This is a genomic window from Paramagnetospirillum magneticum AMB-1 (genome assembly GCF_000009985.1).
Lineage (GTDB): Bacteria > Pseudomonadota > Alphaproteobacteria > Rhodospirillales > Magnetospirillaceae > Phaeospirillum > Phaeospirillum magneticum.
In genome coordinates, this window is the sequence record NC_007626.1 from 4,185,765 (window position 1) to 4,199,901 (window position 14,137).

At 66.5% G+C, this 14,137-nt stretch carries 12 protein-coding genes; 3 read left to right on the plus strand and 9 right to left on the minus strand.

Translation table 11 applies throughout. The annotated features are described in order from the left end of the window. The first annotated feature begins 176 nt into the window (after nt 1–176). The 3 genes from AMB_RS19195 (at nt 177) to AMB_RS19205 (ending at nt 6,624) form a co-directional block, all read left to right on the plus strand. On the plus strand, nt 177–2,198 hold the full coding sequence (locus AMB_RS19195; protein WP_050750767.1) for a tetratricopeptide repeat protein: 2,022 nt from the start codon (nt 177–179) through the stop codon (nt 2,196–2,198). Continuing rightward, complete coding sequence (locus tag AMB_RS19200; RefSeq protein WP_011386146.1) at nt 2,198–4,273, plus strand: glycosyl transferase; 2,076 nt, start codon at nt 2,198–2,200, stop codon at nt 4,271–4,273. Before AMB_RS19195 ends, AMB_RS19200 begins: the two co-directional genes overlap by 1 nt. Before the next feature lie 254 nt (nt 4,274–4,527). Beyond that, nucleotides 4,528–6,624, plus strand: a complete 2,097-nt coding sequence (locus tag AMB_RS19205; protein ID WP_050750768.1) for a bacteriohemerythrin — start codon at nt 4,528–4,530, stop codon at nt 6,622–6,624. Between the two features lie 82 nt (nt 6,625–6,706). On the opposite strand, the gene AMB_RS19210 is transcribed toward AMB_RS19205, so the two are convergent. The 9 genes from AMB_RS19210 to AMB_RS19250 all read right to left on the minus strand — a co-directional run bounded on the left by AMB_RS19210 (nt 6,707) and on the right by AMB_RS19250 (nt 14,111). Next, entirely contained in the window at nt 6,707–6,913 is a 207-nt protein-coding gene (locus AMB_RS19210) for a hypothetical protein (protein WP_011386148.1), read from the minus strand. 119 nt (nt 6,914–7,032) lie between these two features. Next, nucleotides 7,033–7,509 carry a molybdenum cofactor biosynthesis protein MoaE gene (locus tag AMB_RS19215; RefSeq protein WP_011386149.1) on the minus strand — a complete coding sequence of 159 codons (477 nt, stop codon included), beginning with the start codon at nt 7,507–7,509 and terminating at the stop codon, nt 7,033–7,035. Nucleotide 7,510: 1 nt separating this feature from the next. Continuing rightward, complete coding sequence (gene moaD / locus AMB_RS19220) at nt 7,511–7,762, minus strand: molybdopterin converting factor subunit 1 (RefSeq protein ID WP_043745287.1); 252 nt, start codon at nt 7,760–7,762, stop codon at nt 7,511–7,513. After that, nucleotides 7,759–8,994 (minus strand): molybdopterin molybdotransferase MoeA, encoded by a 1,236-nt coding sequence (gene glp / locus AMB_RS19225; protein WP_011386151.1) that lies wholly within the window; start codon nt 8,992–8,994, stop codon nt 7,759–7,761. Before glp ends, moaD begins: the two co-directional genes overlap by 4 nt. Continuing rightward, entirely contained in the window at nt 8,991–9,506 is a 516-nt protein-coding gene (gene mobB, locus AMB_RS19230; RefSeq protein WP_043745289.1) for a molybdopterin-guanine dinucleotide biosynthesis protein B, read from the minus strand. The genes glp and mobB overlap by 4 nt, the downstream gene beginning before the upstream one ends. Beyond that, a complete protein-coding gene (gene pgsA, locus AMB_RS19235) occupies nt 9,503–10,063 on the minus strand; it encodes a CDP-diacylglycerol--glycerol-3-phosphate 3-phosphatidyltransferase (protein ID WP_011386153.1) in 561 nt (186 codons plus the stop codon). Before pgsA ends, mobB begins: the two co-directional genes overlap by 4 nt. A 12-nt stretch (nt 10,064–10,075) precedes the next feature. After that, a complete protein-coding gene (gene uvrC, locus AMB_RS19240; RefSeq protein ID WP_011386154.1) occupies nt 10,076–11,950 on the minus strand; it encodes an excinuclease ABC subunit UvrC in 1,875 nt (624 codons plus the stop codon). A 416-nt stretch (nt 11,951–12,366) separates the two neighbouring features. Then, nucleotides 12,367–13,146 carry an SDR family oxidoreductase gene (locus tag AMB_RS19245; protein WP_011386155.1) on the minus strand — a complete coding sequence of 260 codons (780 nt, stop codon included), beginning with the start codon at nt 13,144–13,146 and terminating at the stop codon, nt 12,367–12,369. Next, entirely contained in the window at nt 13,143–14,111 is a 969-nt protein-coding gene (locus tag AMB_RS19250; protein WP_011386156.1) for a serine/threonine-protein kinase, read from the minus strand. The genes AMB_RS19245 and AMB_RS19250 overlap by 4 nt, the downstream gene beginning before the upstream one ends. Between the last annotated feature and the right edge of the window lie 26 nt (nt 14,112–14,137).

The window sequence follows — 14,137 nt, forward strand, 5'->3', positions numbered from 1 at the left end:
CGCGTCCCCACGCCGTCAACGGCGCGGGAGCGGCTTTGCCGCGTGGCGCGACGGAGCATTCCGGCCTGCACGTCGCAAGCATCAATCCGTTAACTATTGACCGGTCATTATGAGCGGCGCCCCGCTTGGAATGACGTTTCGAGCGGGTCCCGGCACAACCGGAAACGGAACGCTCGATGACCCAGGATGTCTTTCTGTCTGCGGTGAAGGCCCTTACCGAAGGGCGGCTGACGCTTCAAGACGTGTTCGGCACAGCCGAGACACTTCACCGGGGCGGCAACACGGATTTGGCCCTGCAGCTTTATCAGCTGTGGATCGGGCTCAATCGCGACCATCACCTTCTCTATGCCGCCTATTTCAATCAGGCGGTGACCCTTTCGGCGGCGGGACGGCCCGAACAGGCAAGGGTCTCGCTTGAAAAGTCCATCGAACTGAATCCCGATTTCTACCCGGCCTACATCAACCTGGGCGGTGTGATGGAAGCGCTGGGCCAGCCGGATGCGGCCGTGGACACCTGGAATGGACTGGTGACCCGGCTGGGCGCCATCACCGGCCACGGCATCCGCATGAAATGCACCGCCTTGAAGCAGATCGCCCGCGTCCTGGAAGACCGCCACCAGATCGTCGCGGCGGAGAACGTGCTGCGCCAAAGTCTGGAATTGGACAACACCCAGCGCGAGAATGCCGAGCACCTGCTGGCATCGCGCATGGTCCAGTGCCACTGGCCGGTGATCGAGCCGTTCGAGGGCATGGACGCGCCGTTGCAGATGCGCAATTTCAGTCCCCTGTCACTGGCGGCCTATACCGATGACCCACTGCTGCACCTGGCCTCCGCCTGGGAGCATTGCTGCAAGATGTTCGGCCGGCGCATTCCCCGCCTGCCCGACGTCACACCGGCGGATCGGGCCGACCGGACGCGGCTGCGCATCGGCTATGTGTCTTCGGACCTGAAGGCGCATGCGGTCGGCTACCTGATCGCCGAAGTGTTCGGTCTGCACGACCGCGCCAAGGTGGAGATCTTCGCCTATTATTGCGGCCCGGCCGGCGAAGACCCCTTGAAGCAGCGCATCCGCGCCGATTTCGATCACTGGATCGACATCACCGGCATGAATGACGAGACGGCGGCAAACCGCATTCGCGACGACGGCATCGACATCCTGGTAGATCTCAACGGCCATACGAAGGCGGCGCGGACCCGAGTCTTCGGCATGCGTCCTGCCCCGATCAACGTCAACTGGCTGGGCTATCCCGGCACCATGGGCACCGCCTACCATCACTACATCATCGCCGACGAATGGATCATTCCGCCGGGGCGCGAGATGTACTGTTCGGAAAAGGTAGTGCGCCTGCCCTGCTATCAGGCGAACGACCGTCGGCGCGCCGTGGCCTCCGAGCCGCCATCGCGGGCCGAGGTGGGCCTGCCCGAGGACAAGATGGTGTTCTGCTGCTTCAACAGCCAGCAGAAGATCTCGCCGTTGATGTTCGATCGCTGGATGCACATCCTCCATTCCGTTCCGGAAAGCGTGCTGTGGCTGCTGGAATGCGGCGAGGAGATCAAGAACCGCCTGTGGGAGCACGCAGAGCGCGGCGGCATCGCGCGCGAGCGGGTGATCTTCGGCAAGCGCCTGCCCAGCCCCGATCATCTGGCCCGCATGACCCTGGCCGACCTGTTCCTCGATACCTTCCCCTATGGCGCCCACACCACCGCCTCGGACGCCTTGTGGATGAGCGTTCCCATCCTGACCCTGTCGGGGCACAGCTTCGCCTCGCGGGTGGGTGGATCGCTGTCCCGTTCGGCGGGTCTGCCCGAACTGGTCTGCTCGACGCCGGAAGAATACGTGGAGATGGCCATCGCGCTGGGCAACGACCGCCCCAGACTCCTGGCCTACCGCGAGCAGTTGCGCGCCGCCAAGCCCAACGCGGTGATGTTCGACACCAACCTGCTGGTCAGCCGGCTGGAGGATCTCTACGCCGAGATGTGGGCCGATTTCCAGGCTGGCCGCCTGCCGCGTCCCGACCTGGCCAATCTCGACGTCTATCTCGACGTGGGCATCGAGCACCCGGCCGACACCTCGGATTTCACCGCCGAGGACGAGTACTTCGCCCGCTGGCGCCTCGGCCTGGCCGGGCGCAATCACCTTTATCCCCTTTCGCCGGACAGCCGGCTGTGGACCAACCCCGACACGGAGAACGGTTGATGAGCGATGCCCTCGCGGAGGTCCTGAATCAGATCGCGTCCGGCAAGATCGAAGCGACCCGCGTCATCGCGGCGGCCGACAGCCTCGCCCTGCAAGGGGCCGATGCCGATGCGCTGGGCCTGTACCGCACTTGGCTGCAATACAACAGCGCCAATCCGCTGGCCTATGCCATCCAGTACAATATGGGCGTATTGCTGGGCAAGTTCGGGGACCATGACGGCGCCGTCACCGCGTTCAAGGCCGCCATCGCCCAGCGGGCCGACTTCTATCCGGCCCACATCAATTTGGGCAGCACCTACGAGCGGCTGGGACGCACCTCGGACGCGGTGACCCAGTGGCTGGGCATGGTCAACCAATTGCCCGCCATCACCGGTGAATCGGTGAACTACAAGGTCTCGGCCTTGAAGCAGATCGGCCGTGTGCTCGAGCACACCTCGCTGGAGGAATCGGGCGAGGACGCCCTGCGCCAGTGCATCGAGCTGGTCCAGCCTGCCGACGCCATGCAGCACTGGATCGCCATCCGCCAGAAGCAGTGCAAATGGCCGGTGCTGAGCGGCATCACCGGCCCCACCCGGCGCCAGCTCTTCGCCGCCATGTCGCCCCATTGCCTGGTGTTCCACACCGACGATCCGTTGCTGCACCTGGCCCGGGGCTACAAGTACTACAAGGCCAAGATCGGCCGCCCCAAGGTGTTCTTCGACCGCGACAGCCATCGCGCCGCCCTGGCGACCCGCCCCAAGCGGCGCATCCGCATCGGCTATCTGTCGTCCTATTTCCGCGAGCACGCCCACGGCTACCTCACCGCGGAAATGTACAAGCTCCACGACCGCTCGCGCTTCGAGGTCTTCGCCTATTCCTGCTCGCGCCGCACCGGCGACCGCATCCAGACCCAGGTGATGAAGGACGTGGATCACTGGGTGGATATCCTGGAGATGTCCGACGAGGATGTGGCCAAGCGCATCGCTGCCGACGGCATCGACATCCTGATCGACTTCAACGGCTATACCGGCGAGGCCCGCCCGGCCATCATGGCCATGCGCCCCGCCCCCATCGCCGTCAACTGGCTGGGCTATCCCGGTTCCATGGGCACGCCCTACCACGACTACGTCATCGCCGACGACTTCACCATCCCGCCGGACTTCGAGATGTATTACTCGGAGAAGGTGGTGCGGCTGCCCTGCTATCAGCCCAATGACCGCCAGCGTCAGGTGGCCAGCATCAACTGGACGCGCGAAGCCGCCGGCCTGCCGGCCAACGCCACGGTGTTCTGCGGCTTCAACGGCGTGCAGAAGATCACCGCCCCCATGTGGGAGCGCTTCATGGACATCCTCAGCCGGGTGCCCAACGGCGTGCTGTGGCTATTGGACGGCGGCGAACGCATCAACGAGCGTCTGCGCCAGGAGGCCATCCGCCATGGCGTCACCCCCGACCGCATCATCTTCGCGCCCAAGCTGATCAATGCCGAGCACCTGTCGCGCTATCCCCTGGCCGACCTGTTCCTCGACACCTCGCCCTGCGGCGCCCACACCACCGCCTCGGACGCGCTGTGGATGGGGGTTCCCGTCCTGACCGTGGCCGGACGCGGATTCGCCTCGCGGGTCTGCGGCAGCCTGGCCGTGGCCGCCGGGCTGGGCGACATGGTCTGCACCACCTTCGCCGAATACGTGGAAAAGGCAGTGGAGCTGGGCAACGACAAGCGTGCCCGTCAGGCCATCCGCGATCGCTTGGCCGCCAACCGCGCCACCTGCGACCTGTTCGATACGGACAAGCTGGTCTCGCACCTGGACGGTCTGCTGGCCGCCATGTGGGAGGACTTCGTCGCCGACCGGGTTCCGCGCCCCAACCTCGCCAATCTCGACATCTATGACGAGATCGGCACCGATCTGGACCGCGACGACCTGGAACTGATCGCCCGCGCCGATTATCAGGACCTCTACCGCGCCCAATTGCGCGAGGTCGATCGCCACTGCCCCGTCGCACCCGATGCCCGCCTGTGGCCGGGCGAGCCGGCCCCGCCGGCGCAAGCGGCAAAGGCAGCCGCCCCCGCCAAGGGGAAAGCAAAAAAGGCAAAGTAGACATCCAGCCGGACGTTGAAATCCCCATCCGATTTTTGTCGGGTGGGGATTTTGCTTTCAGCACAGACAAATGGAATACCCGGAATCACATTGGTACCCATTGGTATGTATCTTGGTCAGCTAACTTTCGGGAGACACCGACACTGCCATCCCATAAAATAATCATGACTTTTGCATTAGAGCTTACGAATAATAACCGTCCCGTCATTTTGCCCCGCATCGGCGACGCCAGCCCGGGACCAAGGAGAGCCGCCATGTTCGCCAATCTGAAGATCGGGACGCGGCTGTTTGCCGGGTTCGCCCTGGTGCTGTCGCTGACCGCCTTCCTGGGGGTCAATGCCGACATCGCCGGCGACGCGCTGTCGGAGCAGACCAACAAGCTGTATCGCCACCCCTTCACGGTGACCAATGCGCTGCAGGCGGCCAACACTCATATCGTCGCCATGCACCGGTCCATGAAGGACGTGGCCCTGGCCAAAACGCCGGAGGAACTGGACCGCGCCGTGGCCGACGTGGATGCGCGGGAAAAGAAGGTCTACGAGAAGTTCGCCCTGGCCCGCGAACGATTCCTGGGCGACAAGGCGGACATGGAGGCCGCCGCCAAGGCCTTCGCCGATTGGAAGCCCATTCGCGACGAGGTGATCACCGCCTTCCGCGAGGGACGCCGGGACGACGCCGCCACCATCACCAAGACCAAGGGGGCGGCGCAGGTCGCCAAGATCAGCGAAACCCTGGAGAAGGTCATCGCCTGGGCCATGGACAAGGCCGAGGCCTTCATGGCCAATGCCGAACAGGTCAACGATCGCGCCGATCTGATCTCCCGCTCCGGCCTGGCGGCGGCGCTGATCCTCGGCGCCCTGGTCGCCTGGCTCATCACCCGCAGCATCAGCCGACCGATCAACGCCATGACCGGCGTGATGAACGAGCTTTCCGGCAACAATCTGAGCGTCGACGTTCCTTACGCCGATCGCGGCGACGAGATCGGCGCCATGGCCAAGTCCGTGGGCCACTTCAAGAACCAGCTGATGCGGGTGCACCAGTTGGAGGCCGAGCAGGAAGAGCAGAAAAAGCGCGCCGAGGCCGACCGGATGACGGCCATGCGCAAGATGGCCGACACCTTCGAGGAAAGCGTCGGCAAGGTGATCGAGACGGTGACCTCAGCCGCCACCGAGTTGCAGGCTGCGTCGAGCCAGATGTCGGGAACCGCCACCGAAACCAGCGCCCAGGCGACCACGGTAGCCACCTCGGCCCATCAGGCCTCGGCCAATGTCCAAACTGTCGCCTCGGCCACCGAGGAACTGGCCGCCTCCATCCGGGAGATCGCCCATCAGGTGGAGCGGTCCCAGGCGGTGTCCGCCCATGCCGGCCAGGAGGTGAACACCACCACCAGCCAAGTCCGCGCCCTGTCGGAAAGCGTCAGCAAGATCGGCGAGATCGTCAATCTGATCAATGACATCGCCGCCCAGACCAACCTGCTGGCGCTCAACGCCACCATCGAGGCCGCCCGGGCGGGCGATGCTGGCAAGGGCTTCGCCGTGGTCGCCAACGAGGTCAAGCACCTCGCCAACCAGACGGCGCGGGCCACCAGCGAAATCGCCGGCCAGATTCAGGCCGTCCAGGACGGAACCAACGCCGCAGTCCACGCCATCGACGCCATTTCCTCGGTCATCGGCGAAATGGGCGAGATCAGCTCCGCCGTCGCCGCCGCCGTCGAACAGCAGAGCGGCGCCACCACCGAGATCGCCCGCAATGTGGAGCAGGCGGCCACCGGTACCGAGGAGGTGTCCAGTAACATCACCTCGGTGGAACAGGCGGCTCGCGAAACTGGCGCGGCGGCCGAGCAGATCAAGGATTCCTCCGCCGATCTGTCGCGTCAGGCGGAATTCCTCCGTCACGAGGTCGGCCAGTTCCTCGCCCAGGTGCGGGCCGACAAGAAGGACATGAAGCTTCTGGTCTGGGACGGCGCCCTGAATACCGGCGTGGCCTCGGTCGACCGGCATCACCAGGCCATGTACGACCAGGTCAACGAGTTCTACCGCCAGATGATGAGCGGCGACGGCAGCCGCGCCGCCGCCGCCATGCTGGCCGAACTGAACCGCAGCATCCAGGATCACTTCACCGAGGAAGAGGCCCTGATGGACAAGACCCGCTATCCGGCGGCCGAGGACCATCGCCGCAATCACCAGGCCTTCCTGGACCGCCTCGCCGGCATGAAGACCGGCCTGGAGACCAACCGCGCCGAGGCGCCGGCCGAGATGTTCGAATACGTCTCCACCTGGCTGCGCGGACATATCGGCAATGACGACCGGGCGCTGGGGCTGCACCTGCGCGAGACGCGGGCCGTCGCCTGATCCTTTGTGCCATGGCCCATCACGACGAAGTCCCGGCAGGTCGCCCCGCCGGGACTTTTTCGTCGATCCCCCCCGGATGATCTCAGGCGGTGAGGTCCAGCAGCGAGCCGCGCCGGGTCGAGGGCTCGACCTTGGCATCCTCCGACCGGGTCTTGGCCGGGCGTTCGTCGCTTTCCGTTTTCTCCGAACTGTCGGCGGCCGACGCGGGCGCCAGCTGGGTGACGCGCGAATAGCTGCGGGCACCGTAGACCGAAGGCCAGGAGACGGATTGACGGATCAGGTCGGACATGGCGAAACCCGCGGATAACAGGCCCCAAGCCTACCACAAGTCAAGAGGTTAACAAAAGGTAAAAGACGATTGAGCTTGACCCGACCGCTCCGATGGCGCAGCCTTTTGCCCCTGGGAAATCAGGGAGTCCCCTTGTCCCAGCGCGACGCCGCCGCGTCGTCGGATTGCTTGGCCTCGACCCAGGCATCACCCTCCGGGGTATGTTCCACCTTCCAGAACGGCGCCTTGGTCTTCAGCCAGTCCATGAGGAAACGGCAGGCCTCGAAGGCGGCATCGCGGTGGGCCGACGACGCCGCCACCAGCACGATGCGCTCGCCCGGCTCCAGCCGGCCGAAGCGATGAATGACCAGGGTATCATCCAGGGGCCAGCGCTGGCGGGCCTCGGCTTCGATGGCCTCCAACTGGCGCTCGGTCATGCCGGGATAATGTTCCAGGGTCATGGCGTTGACGGCGGCGCCGCTGGCCGGATCATGGCCGGCATAATCGCGCACCAGCCCGACGAACAGGCAGATGCCGCCCACGCTGGTCTTGCCCGATGAAAAACGCTCCAGCTCGGCGCCGGGATCGAAATCCTCGCGCTGCACCCGAACGGCCATGTCAGCCTCCTGTGACGGGCGGGAAGAACGCCACCTCGTCGCCGGCCTTCACCGGAGTGTCCAGGTTGCCGTAATCCTGGTTCACGGCGACGCGGACCGTGCTCATCACCTCGAAGGCGGCGGCGTGGCCGGGCGAGCGGGTCTTGAGGAACGCCACCAATTGCCCGACGGTGGCCACCTCGGCGGGCGGGGCGACGTCCTCCTCCCCCACTCCGGTCTTGGCCTTCAGCCAGGCGAAGTACAGCACCTTCATCGCATCATGTCCGCATAGGAGAGGAAGTCCACCATCTCGCCGGGCGCGATGTCGCCCCGGTCCTCGGGGATGTCCACCAGCCCGTCCGACCAGGTCATGGAGGTCAGCACGCCCGAGCCGTCGGAGGGGAACTTGGCCGCCACCAGCCGGCCGTCCATGTGGGCGAGGCGGGCGCGCAGATATTCGCGGCGCCCCGGCTTGTGCTTGAAGGCGAAGCCGGCCTCCACCGGGTAGCGGGGCAAGGCGGTCTGGGCGGCCCCCATCAGGCGCAGCACCATGGGCCGGGCGATCAGCATGAAGGTGACCATCACCGCCACCGGATTGCCCGGCAGGCCGACGAAGGGCGTTCCCGCCACCTCCCCCAGGGCCACGGGGCGGCCGGGCTTGATGGCCAGACGCCAGAAATCCAGCGAACCCTGGGCCAGCACGGCGGGCTTCACATGGTCCTCGTCGCCCACCGACACCCCGCCCGAGGTCAGGATCAGCTGGTGCGACACAGCCGCTTCGGCCAGGGCATCCCGGATGGTCTCGAAGCGGTCGGGAAGGATGCCGAGATCGGTGACCTCGGCCCCCAGGGCGCGCAGCAGGCCCGTGGCGGTAAAGCGGTTGGTGTCGTAGATGCAGCCGGGCGGCAGGTCGGCGCCGGGATCGCGGATTTCGTCGCCGGTAGAGAACACGGCGGCCCGCAGCGGCCGGTAAACCTTGAGGGACGACCGGCCGGTGGCCGCCGCCACGCCCAGTTCCTGCGGCCGCAGCCGGGTGCCGGCGCGCAGCACCACCGAGCCCTTCGAGATGTCCTCGCCGGCCTGCCGGGCATTGTCGCCCTCCGCCAGCCTGACGGGCAGCGCCACCCGGCCGTCCAGGTCCTTACAGTCCTCCTGCATGGCCACCGTGTCGGCCCCGTCCGGCATGGGCGCGCCGGTAAAGATGCGCACCGCGCCGCCCGCAGGCAGCGGCCCGTCCAGGGGATGGCCGGCGGCGACGCGCCCCACCACCGGCAGGATGCCGTCGGCGGGCAGGTCGGCGCGGCGAAAGGCCCAGCCATCCACCGCCGAATTGTCGTGGGGCGGCACATTGACCGCCGAGACCACGTCGTCGGCCAGGATGCGGCCCAGGCCGTCGTGCAGACGGATATCCTCGACACCGACGGCGGGGGCAAGGCGCTCTTCCAGCCGGGCCAGGGCCTCGGCAACCGTCATCATGTCCGCGGAGACGGCGAAACGGTCGCTCACAGCCCAACCCTTTCTACGACCAGCCCAACCCTTTCGGCGATCAGACGGCCGATGGCCTCGGTATCGTCGACGTTGAGCTGGGGCAGCGGGCAGGCCGGCGCGGGATAATCGCTGACCAAAGCCAGCATGCGGTCGTCCTCGGGCCAGAGGGGGGGCTTGCCCACCTCGTCGCGCCAGACTTCCAGGCGGGGATGGGGCCACTGGCGAAAGCCTTCCACCAGCACCAGATCCACCGCGCTCATGCGGGCCAGCAACTGATCCATGGAATATTCCGGCTCATCGCGATACTCGTGCATCAGGGCCCAGCGCCGCGCCGAGGCGATCATCACCTCGGAAGCCCCGGCCTCGCGATGCTCGTAGGAATCCTTGCCCTTCTTGTCCACGTCGAAGGCCTCGTGCGCCTGCTTGACGGTGGAGATGGTGATGCCTTGGGCGCGAAACCAGGGAATCAGGCGGATGATCAGCGAGGTCTTGCCCATGCCGGAGCGCCCGGCGATGCCGAACACCTTCATTCCGCCGATTCCCCCATATGGCTCATGCCCGAGCGCAGGTAGTCCCAGCCGGTAATGATGGTCAGGATGGCGGCAGCCCATAGGCCGACCTCGCCCACCAGCCGGGTGGGCATGAAGGTGGCGGCGTCGCCCACCAGCAGCACCGGAATGGCGGTCATCTGAATGGCGGTCTTCCACTTGGCCAGCCGGGACACCGGCATGCCCACCCGCACCTCGGCCAGGAATTCGCGCAGGCCCGAGACCAGGATCTCGCGCAGCACGATGACCAGGGCAGGCAGGAAGGACACCGTGCTGAGCCGGTCGAAGGCGGCCAGCATGAACAGCACCGAAGCCACCAGCAGCTTGTCGGCGATGGGGTCGAGGAAGCGCCCGAACTTGGACACCTGGTTCCACGACCGCGCCAGATAGCCGTCGAACCAGTCGGTGACGGCGGCGGCCACGAACAGGGCGCAGGCGGCCCAGCGGGCGGCGTCGCCGTCCACGTAGAACAGGCCGACCACCAACGGAATCACGACGATCCGCGACAGTGTCAGCAGGTTGGGAAGGCTGGTCAGCATAACGCCGGGATACTAACCCTCGGGATGGAAGTAGTCATGAATCTTTTTGGCCATGGCGTGGCTGATTCCCTCGACGCTTTCCAGATCGGGCAGACCGGCCTCGGCCACGGCGCGGGCCGAGCCGAAATGGTGCAGCAGGGCCTTCTTGCGCTTTGGCCCGATCCCGGGCAGAGCGTCCAGGGTGGATTGAACCAATCCCTTGGACCGCCGGGCCCGGTGGGTGCCGATGGCGAAGCGGTGGGCCTCGTCCCTGAGACGCTGCAGGAAGTACAGCACCGGGTGGCGGGATTCCAGGCTGATGGGCTCCTTGCCCGCCAGGAAAAAGCGCTCGCGCCCGGCATTGCGGTCGGGGCCCTTGGCGATGCCCACCAGCATGACGTCGTCGATGCCCAGTTCGGCCAGCACGCCCAGGGCGGCGTTGAGCTGCCCCCGTCCGCCGTCGATCAGCGCCAGGTCGGGCCACAGCCCCCGGTCGCGGTCGGGATCCTCCTTCTGGGCGCGGGCGAAGCGCCGGGTCAGAACCTCGCGCATCATGCCGAAATCGTCGCCGGGGGTGAGATCGGTCGAGCGGATGTTGAACTTCCGGTAAGCCGATTTCATCAGCCCGTCGGGACCGGCGACGATCATCGCCCCCACCGCGTCCGAGCCCTGGATGTGGGAGTTGTCGTAGACCTCGATGCGCTCGGGCGCCGACTCCATCCCGAACAGTTCGGCCACCCCTTCCAGCAATTTGCGCTGCGCCCCGCTTTCCGCCATGCGGCGGCCCAGCGCGTCGCGGGCATTGTCGTGCGCATGCTCCACCAGCCGCTTGCGGTCGCCGCGCTTAGGGACGGACAGGGTCACCTTGCGCCCGGCCTTTTCCGACAGGGCCTGGGCGACGATGGCGACCTCGTCGGGCTCCAGCGACAGCAGGATCTCGCGCGGCGGCGTCTTGTCGGCATAGAACTGCCCCAGGAAGGCCGCCATGATCTGCGGCGCCTCCTCGCCCTGAGCGTGGACCGGGAAATAGGCGCGGTTGCCGTAATTGCAGCCCGAGCGGAAAAAAAACACCTGGATGCACACCCCGTCGCCGGCCTGATGCAGGGCGACCACGTCGGCCTCCTCCACCTCGGCAGGGTTGATGTCCTGATGGGCCTGGATACGGGTCAGCGCCCGGATACGGTCGCGGAACACCGCCGCCGCCTCGTATTCCATGGCCTCGGCCGCGCTTTCCATGCGGGCGGTGAGGTCGTGCTGGACGCGGCGGCTCTGGCCCGAGAGAAAGGCCCTCGCCTCCTCCACCAGCGCCAGATACTCGTCGCGGTCGATGCGCTCGACGCAAGGCGCCGAGCAGCGCTTGATCTGGAACAGCAGGCAGGGCCGGGTCCGCGAGGCGAACACCGAATCCGAGCATGAGCGCAGCAGGAAGGCCCGCTGCAGCGCCGCCAGGGTCTGGTTCACCGCCCCTGCCGAGGCGAAGGGGCCGAAATACTCGCCCTTGCGGTTGCGGGCGCCGCGATGTTTCAGCACCTGCGGCCAGTCATGGTCGGCGGTGATCAGGATGTGGGGGAAGGTCTTGTCATCCTTGAGGAGGATGTTGTAACGCGGCCCCAGGCTCTTGATCAGGTTGCTTTCCAGCAGCAGCGCCTCGACCTCGGTGCGGGTGGTCACCACCTCCATGGAGGCGGTCTCGGCGATCATGCGCTGGATGCGCAGCGGCATGCGGTCGGGCCTGGTATAGGCCACCACCCGCTTCTTCAGGCTCTTGGCCTTGCCCACATAGAGCACGTCGCCCTTGCCGCTCAGCATGCGGTAGACGCCGGGGCTGAGCGGCAGGGTCGCCACCACTTGGGCGATAACCTCCACCCCCCGGGCCAGCGGCGTGGCGGAACTGTCCGCTTCGGTCAAGGCGCGCCTCCCGCGATGTCAGGGCACCGGTTTACCCTATCTACTTCGCAGGGGCAGCAGAATTTCCCTTGCATCCCGGGATATCCACGAAAGCTGTGGATAAGTCTGTTGGCAAGTTCACGGAGCAAGGGCAGTCCCCTTGAGTCTCCTGGGGTCCGAGCACTTTGCCCATTTTGTGAGCACGGTCGCTGTCTCGTTATTTTTCAATGAGTTAGTCAAGTCAAGTGTAAACAATTGGCAAATATCTGCTTTTTCCCCTGGACAGAATGGCGGCTTCCTGCCAGATGCTGCGCCGCAAAAAAGCCTGTGAACAACTTAACACTTCCACCCCTTGGGGCAGAGTCCCAGGCGCAGCCTGGACCGTTGCGGAAGCGGTTCAAAAGTTCAGACTGCCGCAGTGCAACAGATAGGGCCAATCACTCATCAGGGGTAGTACCACCCACCGCCCAGCCCAGGTGCTGCCCCCCATCCAATGCGATCATTTGACCGGTGATGGAGGGGGTTGCCAACAAGAAGCGCAGGGTCCGGCACACCTCTTCAGGCGAGGTGCCCCGGGCCAGGGGCAGGTCCGCCACCTGGGCGGCGAACTGGGCCTCGGTCTGGCGCGAACTGGGCAGGGCAGGGCCGGGACCGATGCCCACCACCCGGATGCGGGGCGCCAGGGCCAGGGCCAGGGTCTGGGTGGCGGCCCACAGGGCGGCCTTGGACAGGGTATAGCTGGTGAAATGGGGCGTCAGGCTCCACACCCGCTGATCCAGCAGATTGACCACCAATCCCTCGGCATCCGGGGGCAAGGCGCGGGCGAAGCCTTGTGTCAGCACGAAGGGGGCGCGCAGGTTGACCTCCATGTGCAGGTCCCAACTGGCGCGATCAGCCCCCAGGGCGTCGTCCTTCTCGAACACCGAAGCGTTATTGACCAGCAGGCCCAGGGGCCCCAGCGCCGATTGGGCCGATGCGACCAGGGAGGTCACCTGATCCTCGCGGCCCAGGTCCGCCGACACCACCACGGCGCGGCCGCCATGACCGGTGATCTCGTCGCGGACCGCCTGGGCGTCCGCCGCCGAATGATGGCAATGAACCGCCACGGCAAAGCCCTGCCGGGCCAGATCGAGGGCGATGGCGCGACCGATCCGCCGCCCGCCGCCGGTGACCAGCGCGGCCCGGGGCAGAAGGGGCGATACGCCGTCCCGGGTCATCGGGACTTGGCAGCCACGGGCTGGGCGGCGGGGGCCTCCGCCCCGGATGTCTCCGCCGCGGGAGTCTGGGGACGGGGCTTGCTGGCCACCACCTGGACGGTCGGCTTGGCGGCGGCGGGGCGCGACGGGGCCGGCACACGGTCCAGGGCGCCCAGCACGTCGCCGGCATGGGGCGGACGCCGGGACGGGTCGGGATCGGTACAGGCGGCGACCAGGGCCGCCAATTGCTCGGGAAAGCCGCCGGGCAGCACCGCCGGCACCGACAGGTCGGGCAGGCCGCCGATCAGCAGGCGATAGGCCAGCACGCCCAGGGAATAGACGTCGGCCCGGGAATCCACGGCGGTGGCGTTCTCCATCTGCTCCGGCGCGGTGTAGGCGGCGTCGCCCATCCAGAAGCCGGGCAGGGGCAGGTTCTTCTCCGCCAGCTTGATCAGCGAGAAATCGCACAGCTTCACGGCGCCGTTCTGGGTGGCCGACAGCAGCACGTTGGACGGCTTGAGGAAGCGGTGGACCAGCCCCCGCTTGTGCAGCGCCAGGACGGCCGAGGACAATTGCTTCATCACCAGCATGGCCCGGCTGCCGTTCATGCGGCGCGGCCGGTCGCGCTCGGACGCGGCGGCGGCGGCCTCGGCGGTGGGAAAGTCCTTGCCGATCTCATAGGGAAGATGGGCCGCCATGTAGGGCATGACGAAATAGGGCCGCCCGTCGGCCAGATGCTCCAGCGTCTTGACCCCGACGATATAGGGGTGGTCGAAGGACGCCAGGGTGCGCACCTCGGTGAGGAAGCGGCTCAGCTGCTGCGCGGGACTGAGCAGGCTGTCGTCGCCCGGCTTGGGGTCGAACAGCTTGGCCGCCACCGGAACCTGCAGGTCCGGATCGTGGCACAGAAACACCCGGCTGTAGCCCGTGGTGACCACCGCCGTGTGAATGACGTATTTGCCTATGCGCTCCATGAGCTTTCCCATGCTCCTTCCCGGCCGGCGCGAGCCCC

Bases quoted from the DNA above. Each gene is read 5' to 3' on its own strand.
- AMB_RS19215 (WP_011386149.1), bottom strand. From the start codon at position 7,509: ATGGCCGTTCGGGTGCAGCGCGAGGATTTCGATCCCGGCGCCGAGCTG.
- AMB_RS19250 (WP_011386156.1), bottom strand. From the start codon at position 14,111: ATGGGAAAGCTCATGGAGCGCATAGGCAAATACGTCATTCACACGGCG.
- AMB_RS19245 (WP_011386155.1), bottom strand. From the start codon at position 13,146: ATGACCCGGGACGGCGTATCGCCCCTTCTGCCCCGGGCCGCGCTGGTC.
- pgsA (WP_011386153.1), bottom strand. From the start codon at position 10,063: ATGCTGACCAGCCTTCCCAACCTGCTGACACTGTCGCGGATCGTCGTG.
- AMB_RS19200 (WP_011386146.1), top strand. From the start codon at position 2,198: ATGAGCGATGCCCTCGCGGAGGTCCTGAATCAGATCGCGTCCGGCAAG.
- AMB_RS19210 (WP_011386148.1), bottom strand. From the start codon at position 6,913: ATGTCCGACCTGATCCGTCAATCCGTCTCCTGGCCTTCGGTCTACGGT.
- AMB_RS19195 (WP_050750767.1), top strand. From the start codon at position 177: ATGACCCAGGATGTCTTTCTGTCTGCGGTGAAGGCCCTTACCGAAGGG.
- AMB_RS19205 (WP_050750768.1), top strand. From the start codon at position 4,528: ATGTTCGCCAATCTGAAGATCGGGACGCGGCTGTTTGCCGGGTTCGCC.
- moaD (WP_043745287.1), bottom strand. From the start codon at position 7,762: ATGAAGGTGCTGTACTTCGCCTGGCTGAAGGCCAAGACCGGAGTGGGG.
- mobB (WP_043745289.1), bottom strand. From the start codon at position 9,506: ATGAAGGTGTTCGGCATCGCCGGGCGCTCCGGCATGGGCAAGACCTCG.